This is a genomic window from Bradyrhizobium quebecense (assembly GCF_013373795.3).
Classification (GTDB): Bacteria; Pseudomonadota; Alphaproteobacteria; order Rhizobiales; family Xanthobacteraceae; genus Bradyrhizobium; species Bradyrhizobium quebecense.
This window is the reverse complement of record NZ_CP088022.1, coordinates 6,008,995-6,023,986: the sequence shown is the minus strand read 5'-3', so window position 1 is coordinate 6,023,986 and position 14,992 is coordinate 6,008,995. Positions and strand designations below refer to the sequence as shown.

General features: G+C 64.9%; 12 protein-coding genes. 7 read left to right on the top strand and 5 right to left on the bottom strand.

Features of this window, described 5'->3' with window-relative positions:
- Positions 1–2: 2 nt before the first annotated feature.
- Positions 3–917 (bottom strand): methylenetetrahydrofolate reductase [NAD(P)H], encoded by a 915-nt coding sequence (gene metF, locus HU230_RS29085; RefSeq protein ID WP_092119088.1) that lies wholly within the window; start codon positions 915–917, stop codon positions 3–5.
- Between the two features lie 392 nt (positions 918–1,309).
- Between metF and HU230_RS29080 the strand changes: the two genes are divergently transcribed.
- Positions 1,310–2,326 (top strand): LLM class flavin-dependent oxidoreductase, encoded by a 1,017-nt coding sequence (locus HU230_RS29080; protein WP_176528861.1) that lies wholly within the window; start codon positions 1,310–1,312, stop codon positions 2,324–2,326.
- Here the strand turns inward: HU230_RS29080 and HU230_RS29075 are convergent.
- Positions 2,323–3,183, bottom strand: a complete 861-nt coding sequence (locus tag HU230_RS29075; protein ID WP_176528862.1) for a prephenate dehydratase — start codon at positions 3,181–3,183, stop codon at positions 2,323–2,325. The two genes, HU230_RS29080 and HU230_RS29075, sit on opposite strands and share 4 nt — an antisense overlap.
- Positions 3,184–3,204: 21 nt before the next feature.
- Entirely contained in the window at positions 3,205–3,945 is a 741-nt protein-coding gene (locus tag HU230_RS29070; RefSeq protein WP_176528863.1) for a 3-deoxy-manno-octulosonate cytidylyltransferase, read from the bottom strand.
- A 199-nt stretch (positions 3,946–4,144) separates the two neighbouring features.
- On the opposite strand from HU230_RS29070, the gene HU230_RS29065 reads away from it, so the two are divergent.
- From HU230_RS29065 to HU230_RS29040, 6 genes are all read left to right on the top strand, one after another.
- Positions 4,145–4,693 carry a c-type cytochrome gene (locus HU230_RS29065; RefSeq protein WP_176528864.1) on the top strand — a complete coding sequence of 183 codons (549 nt, stop codon included), beginning with the start codon at positions 4,145–4,147 and terminating at the stop codon, positions 4,691–4,693.
- A 215-nt stretch (positions 4,694–4,908) separates the two neighbouring features.
- Positions 4,909–6,813 (top strand): extracellular solute-binding protein, encoded by a 1,905-nt coding sequence (locus HU230_RS29060; protein WP_176528865.1) that lies wholly within the window; start codon positions 4,909–4,911, stop codon positions 6,811–6,813.
- Positions 6,814–6,829: 16 nt separating this feature from the next.
- Positions 6,830–8,701, top strand: coding sequence for an extracellular solute-binding protein (locus HU230_RS29055; RefSeq protein WP_176528866.1), 1,872 nt, complete (start codon positions 6,830–6,832; stop codon positions 8,699–8,701).
- Positions 8,702–8,704: 3 nt separating this feature from the next.
- On the top strand, positions 8,705–9,814 hold the full coding sequence (locus HU230_RS29050; protein ID WP_176528867.1) for a microcin C ABC transporter permease YejB: 1,110 nt from the start codon (positions 8,705–8,707) through the stop codon (positions 9,812–9,814).
- Complete coding sequence (locus HU230_RS29045; RefSeq protein ID WP_176528868.1) at positions 9,814–10,998, top strand: ABC transporter permease; 1,185 nt, start codon at positions 9,814–9,816, stop codon at positions 10,996–10,998. Before HU230_RS29050 ends, HU230_RS29045 begins: the two co-directional genes overlap by 1 nt.
- A gap of 3 nt (positions 10,999–11,001) precedes the next feature.
- Positions 11,002–12,627, top strand: a complete 1,626-nt coding sequence (locus HU230_RS29040; RefSeq protein WP_176528869.1) for an ABC transporter ATP-binding protein — start codon at positions 11,002–11,004, stop codon at positions 12,625–12,627.
- A 53-nt stretch (positions 12,628–12,680) separates the two neighbouring features.
- Here the strand turns inward: HU230_RS29040 and HU230_RS29035 are convergent, their stop codons facing one another.
- Complete coding sequence (locus tag HU230_RS29035) at positions 12,681–13,523, bottom strand: C40 family peptidase (protein WP_176528870.1); 843 nt, start codon at positions 13,521–13,523, stop codon at positions 12,681–12,683.
- A complete protein-coding gene (locus HU230_RS29030) occupies positions 13,516–14,895 on the bottom strand; it encodes a leucyl aminopeptidase family protein (RefSeq protein WP_176528871.1) in 1,380 nt (459 codons plus the stop codon). Before HU230_RS29030 ends, HU230_RS29035 begins: the two co-directional genes overlap by 8 nt.
- Positions 14,896–14,992: the final 97 nt, after the last annotated feature.

Below are 14,992 nucleotides of genomic sequence, written 5' to 3'. Positions count from 1 at the left end.
ATTCAGGCAGCTTTCTGGGCACCGGTCGGCCGGATGCCGAGCAGGTGGCTGATCGCGAACACGAGGTCCGCGCGGTTCATGGTGTAGAAGTGGAAGGTGTCGACGCCGTGCTTGAACAGCTTCTGCACCTGGCCGGCGGCAACGGTGGCGGCGACCAGCTTGCGGGTCTCGGCGTCGTTGTCGAGGCCCTCGAATTTCTCGGCGAGCCAGTCCGGCACGCTGGTGCCGGCGCGCGTCACGAAATTGCGGGCCTGCTTGAAATTGTGCATCGGCATGATGCCGGGCACGATCGGAATCTCGATGCCGCGTGCGCGCACCCGGTCGACATAGCGATGGTAGAGATCGTTGTCGAAGAACACCTGGGTGATCGCGCGTGTCGCGCCGGCGTCGACCTTGGCCTTCAGCGTGTCGATGTCGGCGTCGAAATCGGCGGCTTCCGGATGCTTCTCCGGATAGGCGGACACCGAGATCTCGATGTCGGCGTGGCGCTTCTTGATGGCGGCGACGAGCTCGGCTGAGCTCTGGTAGCCGTCGGGATGGGTGAAGTAGGGCGTGCCGATGCCGCCGGGCGGATCGCCGCGCAGTGCCACGATGTGGCGGACACCGACCTCATGATAGCGGTCGACGATCTCGTCGATCTCGCCGCGCGAGGCACTGACGCAGGTCAGATGCGCGGCCGGCAGAAGATCGGTCTCGCGGAGGATGCGGCTGATGGTGGAGTGGGTGCGCTCGCGGGTCGAGCCGCCGGCGCCGTAGGTGACCGAGACGAAGTTCGGCGTCAGCGGCGCCAGGCGATTGATGGTCTCCCAGAGACTGCGCTCCATCTCCTCGGTCTTCGGCGGGAAGAACTCGAAGGAGATTTTCGGCGTTTTCGGCGCGCGCTGCCCGTTCGGCAGGGAGGAAATGGTCTCGGTCATGATACGCAAAGGCTCCGCAACTGGAGGGCAGACGTCCGGCCCGGCTATGGAGGCCCTAAGATAGGCGAAACCGGTGGGCTGAAACAGCCCATCGGATATGGGAAATTGCCCATTGATGACGATGATGTGCTCAAAATGAGCGGTCGAAAACGAGTGGTGGGCTGCGCCTTCAGTTGGCGAGCAATGGAATTAATTCATTGAATTATATTAATAAAAAACGTGATTCTGGAATCGGTTGGATGTCCGAACCGGTCGTCGGCAGGGCCGCATGTCAACGAATCTTCGTATTTCGTCCCAAGAGTCGCGATGACCGGCGCCGACTTTCCGGTGCGGGACTGGTCTGCGCGGCCGGCGTCTTTGTCGCCTCGTGGCGCCCCATTAGGTTGTCGGCCATGATCCCGCTCTCCGTCCTCGACCTGTCCGTCGTCACGTCAGGCACCAAGCCCGCCGCTGCGCTCCGCAACAGCATCGATCTGGCGCGCCATGTCGATGGTCTTGGCTACGTCAGATACTGGCTCGCCGAGCACCACAACCTCGCTTCCGTCGCGAGCCCGGCGCCCGATCTGATGATCGGGCAGATCGCGGCGGTGACGCAGCATATCCGCGTCGGCTCCGGCGGGGTGATGCTGCCCAACCATGCGCCGCTGGTGGTCGCCGAGCGCTTCAAGATGCTGGAGGCGCTGTTTCCCGGCCGCATCGATCTCGGCCTCGGCCGTGCGCCCGGCACCGATGGCGCCACCGCTTACGCGCTGCGCAGCCGGCTCGATCGCCGCGAGGGCGACGATTTCCTCGAGCGGCTGCATGAGCTGACCTTGTGGGAGACGCGCGATTTCCCGGCCGGCCATCCCTACAACAATGTGGTGGCGATGCCGGATGATTCGCCCCTGCCGCCGATCTGGCTGCTCGGCTCGAGCGACTATTCCGCCGAGCTTGCCGCGCAGGTCGGGATGGGCTTTGCGTTCGCGCATCATTTTGCCACTCACGACGCAATCGCGGCGATGACGAACTATCGTGCGCATTTCAAGCCGTCGGGCTGGCGTGCGACGCCGCGGTCGATCCTGGCGGTCGCGGCCGTTGCGGCGGAGACCGACGCGGAAGCCGAGCGGCTTGCGCTATCGATGGATCTCAACCGGCTGCGCCGCGACCGCGGCCAGTATCTGCCGCTGCCGAGCGTCGAGGAGGCAGAGGCCTATCCCTACACCGACGCCGAGCGCGCCTCGATCGCGCGCAACCGCGCGCGACTTTTCGTCGGCAGCCCCGCAACCGTGATGACGAAGCTGGAGCCGCTGATCGCGGCGAGCCAGGCGGATGAGCTGATGGTGATCACCGCGGTCTACGATCACGCGGCGCGGAAGAAGTCGTACAGCCTGCTTGCGGAGGCGTTCGGGCTGCAGAAGAAAGTGGCCTAGCTCTGCGTTTCGCTGAAGGTCGCGCGGAACGGATGGCCGGGATAGACGCCGACGATGCGGAATTCGCGCGAGAAGAATTTCAGCTCTTCCAGCGCGAAGGCAAGTCCGCGGTCGTCGGGGTGGCCGTCGACATCGGCATAGAATTGCGTGGCGAAGAAATTGCCGTCGACCATGTAGCTTTCGAGCTTGGTCATGTTGACGCCGTTGGTGGCGAAGCCGCCGAGTGCCTTGTAGAGCGCAGCGGGCAGATTGCGCACCCGGAAAACAAAACTGGTGACCAGCGGCCCGGAGCCCTGCGCAGCCCATTTGGCCTCGCGCGCCAGCACCACGAAGCGGGTGGTGTTGTGGGCCTCGTCCTCGATGTCCTCGGCCAGAATGTCGAGGCCATAGATATCGGCGGCGAGGCGCGAGGCGATCGCCGCCACGCTCTTGTCGCCGCGTTCGGAAATATCGCGGGCGCTGCCGGCGGTGTCGCCGGCGACGATCGACCGGATGCCGAGCTTGCGGATGATGCGCCGGCACTGGCCGAGCGCGTGGACGTGGCTCTCCACGCTCTTGATGTCGGCGAGCTTGGTGCCCTTCACCGCCATCAACTGGTGGCGGATCGGCAAGAACCATTCGCCGACGATGAACAGGCCCGAGGCAGGCAAGAGATGATGGATGTCGGCGACGCGGCCGGCGACCGAATTCTCGATCGGGATCATGCCGAGATCGGCCTCGCCCGAGGAAATCGCGGCCAGCGCGTCCTCGAAGGTCGGGCAGGGCATCGGCTCGGCGTCGGGATAGGCCTCGGCGATCGCGATATGGGAATTGGCGCCAGGCTCGCCCTGGAACGCGATTTTCAGCTTCTTGGTCATGGGTGGCCTTTTAGCAGCCGGTCAGGCTTTGGAAAGTATTCTGCGGGCGGTTTCGAGGTCGGCCGGGGTGTCGACGCCGCGGGGCACGGTGTCGACGATGGTGATGTCGATCCGCATCCCGGCCTCCAGCGCGCGCAGCTGCTCGAGCTTCTCCTGCTGCTCCAGCGGCGAGGGCGGCAGCCGCACGAACCGCTCCAGCGCGGCCCGGCGGTAGGCGTAGAGGCCGATATGGTGATAGCGCGGTCCGTCGCCATAGGGCGCGGTGGCGCGGGTAAAATACAGTGCGCGTAGCCGGTTGGCGCCGATCGGGGAGCCGACTGCCTTGACGACGCTGGGAGCCAGATCCTCCTCCTCGGTATGGATGCGCGAGGCCAGGGTCGAAATGTCGACCGCGGGATCGGCGAGCGGCGGCATCACGCTGCGGATGGTTTCGGGCGTGATGGTCGGGAAATCGCCCTGCAGATTGACCACGATCTCGGCGGCGCCGTCCGGGTCGAGGATCGTCATCGCTTCATGGATCCGGTCCGAGCCGGAGGGATGGTCCGGGCGGGTCATCACGACCTCGCCGCCCGCAGCCTTCACTGCGGCTGCGATCTCCGCCGTATCGGTGGCGACCGCAACCCGGCCGATCCCGGCCGCCTCGGCCCGCCGCAGCACATGGACGATCATCGGCACGCCCGCGATATCGAGCAGCGGTTTGCCGGGGAGGCGCGTGGCGGCCATGCGGGCCGGAATCAGCACCAAGGTACGGGGTTGGGTCATTCGTGTCGGGGCCCGTCCGGCCTGCGGAAATTGGCGGGGAGGAGGTTGAATTCGGCGCGTTTATACGGGTTGCCAGAGCGCGGGCAAACCGATATCTCAACCCTGCTTGGGGCGGTGCGATAAGGCCGATTCCCAGGTCTTTCCCCGCGGCCGTATTCCCGGCCTGAAGTCGACATTCAAGGCCCGGAGCCTGACCGAAATGGACTCCTTCGAACTCAACAAAATCCTCGGTGCGGTTCTCGGCACCTGCATCGTCGTCCTGGTGATGAGCTTTGCCGCCGGATCGGTGTTTTCCGCGAAGCTGCCGGAGAAACCGGGTTTTGAGATCGCGGTGAAGGAAGAGTCCCATGGCGGTGGCGGCGAGGCTGCCGCGGCGGCCTCCGAGCCGATCGAGAAGCTGCTGCAGACCGCTTCCGCCGAGAAGGGCGCCGCCGCCGCCAAGAAGTGCCAGGCCTGCCATACCTTCGAGAAGGGCGGCCCCAACCGCGTCGGTCCGAACCTCTACGGTATCGTCGGCGAGAAGAAGGGCGAGGGCCGTGGCTTCAATTTCTCGGCCGCGATGAAGAGCAAGGGCGGCGACTGGTCCTTCGACGACCTGAACAAGTTCCTGACCAACCCGAAGGGCTTCGTCCCGGGCACCGCGATGGGCTTCGCCGGCGTGCCGAAGGACAGCGAGCGCGCCGACATCATCGCCTATCTGAATTCGAACTCGGAGCATCCGGCCCCGCTCCCGACCGCTTCGAAGTAACGAATTGCTTCGCGCAAGCACGCGGATGAAACGGCCAGGCAATGCCTGGCCGTTTTCGCATGGGGAATCCGCTGTCGCGGGGTTGTTATCGGGACGTTTCGCCGCACCGATATTGTTCCCGGGCCAATATCATGAGGAAAAAGCAACGTAATTTGTCGAACCGTTGCCTTATATTGGGTCCCATGTAACCGGGGCCGCAAGCAGGAAGACCGAATTTGGCGATCACCCGACGACACCTCCTTCAAGGCAGCGCACTGGCGGCACTCGCTCCGGCGCTCGGACTGAACTCCGGCCTGTCGGCGATCACGCCGGCACTCGCCGACGATGCCCCCAACGGGCTGAAATGGCGCCACGGCCTCTCTACCTACGGCGAAATCAAGTACCCCGCCGACTTCAAGCGTTACGATTACGTCAAGCCGGACGCGCCGAAGGGCGGCGTGGTGCGGCTATTCCAGCCCGGCACCTATGACAGCTTCAACCTGGTCGTTGCGGGATTGAAGGGCACGGTCGCCGCGGCGGTCACCCGCATTTACGACTCGCTGATGGAAGCCTCGCTCGACGAGCCCGATACCTATTACGGCGAACTCGCCGAGGCCGCAGCCTTCCCCGACGATTTCTCTTACGTGATCTACCGCCTCCGTCCAGCGTCACGCTGGCACGACGGCAAGCCGGTCACGCCTGAAGACGTGATCTTCTCCTTCGAGGCACTGAAGGCGAACAGCCCGATGTTCAGTGCCTACTACCGGCATATCGCGAAGGCCGAGAAGATCGGCGATCGCGACGTCAAGTTCACCTTCGACAGCCCGGGCAACCGCGAGTTGCCGATGATCACCGGCCAGCTCGTCATCCTGCCCAAGCATTGGTGGGAGGGCACCGACGCGCAGGGCAAGAAGCGTGACATCACCGCGAGCACGCTGGAGCCGCCGCTCGGGTCCGGCCCCTACAAGATCAAGGAATTCGTCGCCGGACGATCGGTCGTGCTCGAGCGCGTCAAGGATTACTGGGGCAAGGACATTCCGATTGCGATCGGGCAGAATAATTTCGACGAGCTGCGCTACGAGTATTTCCGCGACGACACCGTCGCGCGCGAGGCGTTGAAGGCCGACCAGTTCGATTGGTACAACGAGCGCAGCGCCAAGGAATGGGCGTCGGCCTACGACGTTCCGCCGGTGCGCGAGAACCGGCTGCTCAAGGAGCTTTTCACCGTCCGCAATCAAGGCCGGATGCAGGGCTGGGTGTTCAACCTGAGGCGTCCGAAGTTCGCGGACCCCAGGCTGCGCCGCGCCTTCAACTACGCGTTCGATTTCGAAGAGATGAACCGCGTGCTCTCGACCGGCGAGTACCATCGCGATTCGAGCTATTTCGACGGCATCCCCGATCTGATGGCGACCGGCCTGCCGCAAGGCAAGGAGCTCGAGCTTCTGGAGACGGTGCACGACAAGGTGCCGCCGGAAGTCTTCATCACGCCCTACACGAACCCGGTCGGCGGCACGCCGGAAAACGTGCGCGCCAATCTGCGCGAGGCGACGCGACTGCTGAAGGAAGCCGGCTTCGAGATCCGCGATCGCAAGCTGGTCGATTCCTCGGGCCAGCCGTTTACGGTCGAGATCCTCGGCAACAGCGGCGATTCCGGCATGGAGCGGATCACGCTGTTCTACAAGCCGAGCCTGGAGCGCCTCGGCATTACCGTCAATCTGCGCGCCGTCGACACCGTGCAGTACCAGAACCGGGTGCGTGATTTCGATTTCGAGATGGTCACCCAGGTCTGGGGACAGTCGATCTCGCCCGGCAACGAGCAGCGCGACAATTTCGGCTCGCAGGCTGCCGACCGGCAAGGCTCGAACAATCTTCCGGGCATCAAGAATCCGGCCGTCGATGCCATCATCGAGCGCATCATCTTCGCCAACAGCCGCGCCGATCAGATCGCCGCCGCCAAGGCGCTGGACCGGGTTCTGCTCTGGAACTTCTATTGCGTTCCACACTTCAATTACGACAAGCAGCGCTATGTCTATTGGGATCGCTTCAGCCATCCCGATCCGCTGCCGAAATACGCGGTTTCAGGATTCCCAAATCTTTGGTGGTACGACGCCGACAAGGCAGCCAAGCTCAAGCGTTCATAAGCTCAAGGATCCGCGCATGGCGCTATTCTCCCGTCGGCACGCACTCGGTCTCGGCATCGGTGCGTTGAGTGCTGCAAGCTTGCGTGCTGCACCGGCAGTGGCCGACAACGGAACCGAGATGCACGGCATGTCGGTGTTCGGCGACCTGAAATATCCCGCGGATTTCCGGATCTTCGACTACGTCAATCCGAAAGCGCCGAAGGGCGGCGTCTTCTCGGTGATTCCGTGGGTGCGAGCCTACAACCAGTCCTACTACACCTTCAACTCGCTGAACGCCTATGTCCTGAAGGGCGAAGGCGCGCAGGGCATGGACATGACGTTCGCGGCGCTGATGTCGCGCGCCAATGACGAGCCCGACGCGATGTACGGCTTCGCCGCGAAGTCGGTGCAGATATCGCCGGACAAGCTGACCTATCGCTTCACCATGCGCCCGGAAGCGCGCTTCCACGACGGCTCGAAGCTGACCGCGCAGGACGTCGCCTTCTCGCTCAACGCGCTGAAGGAAAAGGGGCACCCGCTGATCCAGGTGCAGCTCCGCGACTTCGTCAAGGCCGAGGCGCCCGATGACGCGACCGTGGTGGTGACCTTCGCGGCGGGGCGCGCGCGCGACGTGCCGCTCTATGTCGCGAGCCTGCCGATCTTCTCCAAGGCCTACTACGCGACGCGGTCGTTCGAGGAATCGACGCTCGATGCGCCGCTCGGCTCGGGGCCGTACAAGGTCGGCCGGTTCGAGGTCAATCGCTACGTCGAATACGACCGCGTCAAGGACTGGTGGGGCGCCGATCTTCCGGTCAATCGCGGCAGCTACAATTTCGACACCGTGCGCTACGAATTCTATCGCGACCGCGATGTGGCATTCGAGGGCTTCACCTCGAAGAGCTATTTGTTCCGCGAGGAGTTCACCGCGCGCGTTTGGGCGACACGCTACGATTTCACCGCGGTCAAGGACGGTCGGGTCAAGCGCGAGACGCTGCCCGACGACACACCGTCCGGTGCGCAAGGCTGGTTCATCAACATGCGCCGCGACAAATTCAAGGATCCACGCGTGCGCGAGGCGCTGATCTGCGCCTTCGACTTCGAGTGGACCAACAAGACCATCATGTACGATGCGTATGCGCGCACCGTCTCGCCGTTCCAGAACTCGGACATGGTGGCGGAAGGGCCTCCCTCGCCGGAGGAGCTTGCGTTGCTCGAGCCGTTCCGCGGCCAGGTGCCCGACGAGGTGTTCGGCCTGCCGTTCGTGCCGCCGATGTCGGACGGTTCAGGTCAGGACCGTGCGCTGCTGCGCAAGGCCGTGCAGCTGCTCAACGAGGCCGGCTGTGTGGTCAAGGACGGCAAGCGTGTGCTGCCGAACGGCACACCCATGACCATCGAATTCCTCAACGACGAGCCCTCGCTGCAACCGCACCACGGGCCTTACATCAAGAATCTCGGCACGCTCGGCATCGATGCGACGTTCCGCCTGGTCGACGCGGTGCAATACCGTGCCCGGGTGGAAGACTTCGATTTCGACATGACTATGCAGCGCTTCAGCTTCTCGGCGACGCCCGGCGACAGCATGCGGCCGTTCTTCTCCTCGCAGGCTGCGAAGACCAAGGGCTCCTACAATCTCGCAGGCATTTCCAATCCCGCGATCGACGTACTGATCGAGAAGATCATCAGCGCGAACAGCCGCCATGAGCTGACGATCGCCTGCCGCGCCTTCGACCGCGTGTTTCGCGCCGGCCGCTACTGGGTGCCGCAGTGGTACCGCAACACGCATCCGATCGCCTACTGGGACCAGTTCGGTCATATGGAGAAGCTGGCGAAATATACCCAGGGCGTCGGGGCGCCGGAGAACTGGTGGTACGATGCGGCCAAGGCCGCCAAGCTCGAGCAGGCGAAGTAGCCGATGAGCGCCTATATCGCCCGACGTATCTTCCTGATGCTGCCGACGCTGCTCGGCATCCTGTTCGTCTCCTTCGTGGTCGTGCAGTTTGCCCCCGGCGGTCCGGTCGAGCGCGTCATTGCGCAGATCAATGGCGCCGACACCGGCGGCACCTCGCGCGTGTCGGGTGGCGGCGGCGATTTCGGCGCGCAGCGCGGCCAGGGCGCGGGCGCAGGCGCGGCCATCAACTCGAAATATCGCGGCGCGCAGGGGCTCGATCCCGATTTTATCAAGAAGCTCGAGGTGCAGTTCGGCTTCGACAAGCCGGCGCCGGAGCGGTTCGCGCTGATGGTCTGGAATTTCGCGCGGTTCGACTTCGGCGAAAGCTATTTCCGCAGCGTCAGCGTGCTTCAGCTGATCAAGGAGAAGCTGCCGGTCTCGATGTCGCTCGGCATCTGGATGACGCTATTGACCTATCTGATCTCGATCCCGCTCGGCATCCGCAAGGCGGTGACGGATGGTTCGCGGTTCGACACCTGGACGTCGGCCGTGATCATCATCGGCTTTGCGATCCCGGGCTTTCTGTTTGCGATCCTGTTGATCGTGCTGTTTGCCGGCGGCTCGTTCCTCAATATCTTCCCGTTGCGCGGTCTGACCTCGGACGGCTGGTCGCAATTCCCCTGGTACTGGAAGATCATCGATTACTTCTGGCACCTGACGCTGCCGCTGGTGTCGATGGCGCTCGGCGCCTTCGCCACCATGACGTTGCTGACGAAGAATTCGTTCCTCGACGAGATCCGCAAGCAATATGTGATGACCGCGCGCGCCAAGGGCTGCAGCGAGCGCCAGGTGCTGTACAACCACATTTTCCGCAACGCCATGCTGATCGTGATCGCGGGCTTTCCGGGCGCGTTCATCCACGCCTTCTTCTCGGGCTCGCTGCTGATCGAGACCATCTTCTCGCTTGACGGGCTCGGCCTGCTCGGCTTCGAGAGCGTCCTGAACCGCGATTATCCGGTGGTGTTCGGGACGCTGTTCATCTTCTCGCTGGTCGGACTGGTGGTCAATCTGATCTCCGATCTTGCCTATATGTGGATCGATCCGCGGATCGACTTCGAGGCGCGGGAGGTCTGATGACGGTGCTCGCGCCCCAGCCGGTCGAGACCTCGACGCAATCGCCGATGGGCGAGGCGGTGCCTGCCACCCGCCACGCCTTCGCGCCGTCGCCGCTCAACCAGCGGCGCTGGCAGAATTTCAAGGCGAACCGCCGCGGCTACTGGTCGTTCTGGATCTTCCTCGTGCTGTTCGTGCTGTCGCTGTTCGCCAATTTCATTGCCAACGACAAGCCGCTGGTCGTCAAATATGACGGCCGTCTCTACTGGCCGGTGGTGTTCACCTATGCCGAGACCACCTTCGGCGGCGACTTCGAGACCGCGGCCGACTATCGCGATCCCTATCTGCAGAAGCAGATCGCCGCCAAGGGCGGCAGCATGATCTGGCCGCCGATCCGCTATTCCTACGACAGCCGCAACCTCGACCCGCCGACGGCGGTGCCGTCGAAGCCAACCTGGCTCCTGACCGAAAAACAGTGCGCGGACGTGGTGAAGCGGAAGGGGCTGACCGGCTGCCGCGACCTCGAATACAACTGGCTCGGCACCGACGATCAGGGCCGCGACGTCGTCGCACGATTGATCTACGGCTTCCGCATCTCGGTGCTGTTCGGCCTGACACTGACCATCCTGTCCTCGATCATCGGCGTTGCCGCCGGCGGCGTGCAGGGCTATTTCGGCGGCTGGATCGATCTCGGCTTCCAGCGCTTCATCGAGATCTGGACCGCGATCCCCTCGCTCTATCTGCTGCTGATCATCTCGGCGGTGCTGCCGCCGGGCTTCTTCATCCTGCTCGGCATCCTGCTGTTGTTCTCGTGGGTCTCGCTGGTCGGCCTGGTGCGCGCCGAATTCCTGCGCGGCCGCAACTTCGAATACATCCAGGCGGCGCGCGCGCTCGGCGTCTCCAACCGCGTGATCATGTTCCGCCATCTGCTGCCGAACGCGATGGTGGCGACCATGACGTTCCTGCCCTTCATCGTCTCGTCCTCGGTGATGACGCTGACGGCGCTGGATTTCCTCGGCTTCGGCCTGCCGCCCGGTTCGCCCTCGCTCGGCGAATTGCTGTCGCAGGGCAAGGCCAATGTGCAGGCGCCGTGGCTCGGCCTCACCGGCTTCTTCTCGGTCGCGATCATGCTGTCGCTCCTGATCTTCATCGGCGAAGCCGCGCGCGACGCCTTCGATCCGCGCAAGACGTTCTCGAAGGGCTGACGCATGGACGCGACCAACCAGCCCCTGCTCGACGTCAGCGACCTCTCCGTCGCCTTCGGCCGCTCGCTTGCGGTCGATCGCGTCTCCTTCTCGATCAAGCGCGGCGAATGCACGGCGCTGGTCGGCGAGTCCGGCTCGGGAAAATCGGTCAGCGCGCTGTCGGTATTGAGGTTGCTGCCCTATCCGGCGGCGTCGCATCCCTCCGGGGCGATCCGTTTCAAGGGCCGCGATCTCCTGGGATCGTCGGAACGCGAGATGCGCGGGATTCGTGGCAACGACATCTCGATTATCTTCCAGGAGCCGATGACCTCGCTCAATCCGCTCCACACCATCGAATCCCAGATAGGCGAGATCCTGTCGCTGCACAGCGGCATCAGCGGTACGGCGGCGCGGGCGCGGACGCTGGAGTTGCTTGGCCAGGTCGGCATCCCCGAGCCGGAGACGCGGCTCAAGAGCTATCCGCATCAACTGTCCGGCGGCCAGCGCCAGCGTGTGATGATCGCGATGGCGCTTGCCAACGAGCCCGATCTGCTGATCGCGGACGAACCGACAACCGCGCTCGACGTCACCGTGCAGGCGCAGATCCTCGCCCTGCTGGCCGAGATCCGCGCGCGGCTCGGCATGAGCCTGTTGTTCATCACCCACGACCTCGGCATCGTCCGCCGGATCGCCGACACCGTCTGTGTGATGAACAACGGCAAGATTGTCGAACAGGGCCCGGTCGAGCAGGTCTTCACCGCGCCGAAGCACGCCTATACGAAGGCGCTGCTGGCGGCCGAGCCGAAGCCCGATCCGGCGCCGCCGCAGCCGGACGCGCCGGTCGTGATGTCGGCGGACAATCTCAAGGTCTGGTTTCCGATCAAGCGCGGGCTGATGCGCTCGACCGTCGGCCACATCAAGGCGGTCGATGGCGTCAGCCTTGCAGTGCGCAAGGGCGAGACGCTCGGCGTCGTCGGCGAATCCGGCTCCGGCAAGACCACGCTCGGGCTCGCGCTGCTCCGGCTGATCTCGTCCGATGGCCCGATCGTGTTCCTCGGCAAGGACATCCAGGGCCTGCGCTTCAAGCAGATGCTGCCGTTCCGCCGCGACATGCAGATCGTGTTCCAGGACCCGTTCGGCTCGCTCAGCCCGCGCATGTCGGTGGCCGACATCATCGCCGAGGGGCTCGAGGTGCACCAGAAGCAGCTGTCGCGCGAGGAGCGCGAGGTGCGGGTGATCAAGGCATTGAAAGATGTCGGCCTCGATCCTGAATGGCGCTTCCGCTATCCGCACGAATTCTCCGGTGGCCAGCGCCAGCGTATCTCGATCGCGCGCGCGGTCGTGCTGGAGCCGAACTTCGTCGTGCTGGACGAGCCGACCAGTGCACTCGACATGCTGCTCCAGGCCCAGATGGTCGATCTGTTGCGCGACCTGCAGCGCAAGCGCGATCTCACCTACATGTTCATCTCGCACGATCTGCGCGTGGTGGCCTCGCTCGCGAGCCACCTGATCGTGATGAAATCCGGCAAGGTCGAGGAGGAGGGGCCGGCCTCCGAGCTGTTCAGGAATCCGAAGAGCGACTACACCCGCGCGCTGTTCGCCGCCGCGTTCCGCATCGAAGCGGCCGGCGAGGGGACGGTGGCGACGTAGCCATCACGCGTCATTCCGGGTTCGACGCTGCGCGTCGCCCCGGAATGACAGGCTCAAAGCCGCTTGATCGCGGCGACCTCGCTGCCCGCGGCCTTGATCCGCGCGATCGCAGCCTGCGTGTTCTCGATCGCCGTTGCCATGTGATGCGCGTTGGCGTGCACGATCGTCGTCGCATCGCGCACGATGGCGACATGGCCCTTCCAGAAGATCAGGTCGCCGCGCTGCAGGTGCTTGGATTCCGCTGTTGTCAATTCGCGGCCGAGCCCGTCCTGCTGCATGTCGCTGTCGCGCGGGCAGCCGGTGCCGGCGGCGGTCAGCGCAATCTGCACCAGGCCGGAGCAATCGATGCCGAGGCCCGATTTGCCGCCCCAGAGATAGGGCGAACCGACGAACTGCTCGGCGACTGCGACGAAATCCTGCGCCATCGTGTCGAGGGAGGCGAGATGTAGGCGTGGCAGATGCCAGCCCTCGCGGGTCACCGCGAAGGGGCCGTCCTCGCGGGCGATTGCGAGCCTGGTCCCCATCGCCAGCGCCTCGACCGGCGGCAGCTTGATCGATGGTCCCGGAAACGCCAGCGTGCGCAGCGCCGTCACCTTGTGCGTCGGTGCCGCGCCGGGCGCCGTCAGCGCGGCCTCGGCAATCCAGCCGACATAGCCGTCATCGGCGAGCTGGCCCCAGGCCCAGCCTTCGCCGTTGCGGTCGTACACCGTGACGCGTTCGCCCCTGAATGCCTGCGTCATCTGTTCGGCATCGGCCGCCGGCGCCCGCCGCAGCGGCGCGATGGCGTCGCCGACCTCGAGTGTCTCGCCGTCGACGAAGCGCGCGGCCTTCACCTTCCCCTCGAGATATTTCGCCGCGACGTCCTCGCGGGCCGGCGTCAGTCTGACATCATGCATAGCGCTGGCTCAGCAATTTGTAGATTGCGCGCGCGGCCTGGCACTCGCCGCCTTCGGGGCGGCCGGGCTTTGCCGACGGCGTCCAGCCATAGATGTCGACATGCAGCCAGCTTCGCGCGTGCTCGACGAAGCGCTGCAGGAACAGCGCGCAGGTGATCGAGCCCGCGAAACCGCCTGACGGCGCGTTGGTGATGTCGGCGGTCTTGGAGTCGAGCCAGGCGTCGTAGGCCGGCCACAGCGGCATCCGCCACAACGGGTCGTTCTCGCTCTTTGCGTGAGCTGCAACGTCGCCGGCGAGCGCCTCGTCATTGGTGTAGAACGGCGGCAGATCCGGGCCGAGCGCCACGCGCGCCGCGCCGGTCAGCGTGCCGAGATCGACGAGCAGGTCCGGGGTCTCCTCGTCGGCCAGCGCCAGCGCGTCGGCGAGCACCAGCCGCCCTTCGGCGTCGGTGTTACCGATCTCGACGGTAATGCCCTTGCGCGACTTGAAGATGTCGAGCGGGCGGAACGCGTTGCCGGCGACCGCGTTCTCGACCGCCGGGATCAGCACGCGCAGCCGCACTTTCAGCTTCGCGTCCATCACCATCTGCGCCAGCGCCAGCACGTTGGCGGCGCCGCCCATGTCCTTCTTCATGATCAGCATGCCGCTCGACGGCTTGAGGTCGAGCCCGCCGGTGTCGAAGCAGACGCCTTTGCCGACCAGCGTCACCTTCGGATGGGCTGGGTCGCCCCAGCTCAGATCGATCAGCCGCGGCGCGCGTGTCGATGCCATGCCGACGGCGTGAATCAGCGGGAAGTTCTGTGCGAGCTCGTCGCCATCGATGCAATTGCAGGCGGCGCCGAACCGCGTTGCGAGGTCGTGCGCCGCCTCGGCGAGCTCGGCCGGGCCCATATCGTTGGACGGCGTGTTGATGAGATCGCGCGCCAGCGCCGCGGCGTCTGCCATCCGCGCGATCTCGGCCGTGTCGACGCCATCGGGCGGCACCAGGCGGACCTCGGGGGCCTTGTTCTTGCGATAGCGGCCGAAGCGGTAGCAGCCGAGCGCGAAGGCGAGTGTGGCAAGCCGCGTGTCATGCGGCGCATTGGCAAAGCGGTAGATGCCCGGGGGCAGCAGGCCGGGCAGCGCGCCGGCACGGAACGGATCGCGCGCCTTGTGGTCTGCATCCTCGAGGCCGAACAGCACCTGCGCGATGCCGCCATCGGCTGCCGGCAGGGCGAGGGCCTTGCCGGGCTTCGCCGCAAAGTCATTGGCCTCCGCGAACTGGCGCGCCGGCGCCGGCAACGCGCCGCGGATCGCATCCCATGTCGCCTTGCTGACGAAGGTGATCGGCGTGACGGCGGTCGTGGGGGCGGTCTCGAACACGGATGGCATGCGGCTCTCGGCTGTTCTGGCGTTGCTGGTGACTAACACGCCTTTCGCGATTGATGGTAGCGCGTCCGCGGTTGACGCGACCCGCGGGGTTGGAACC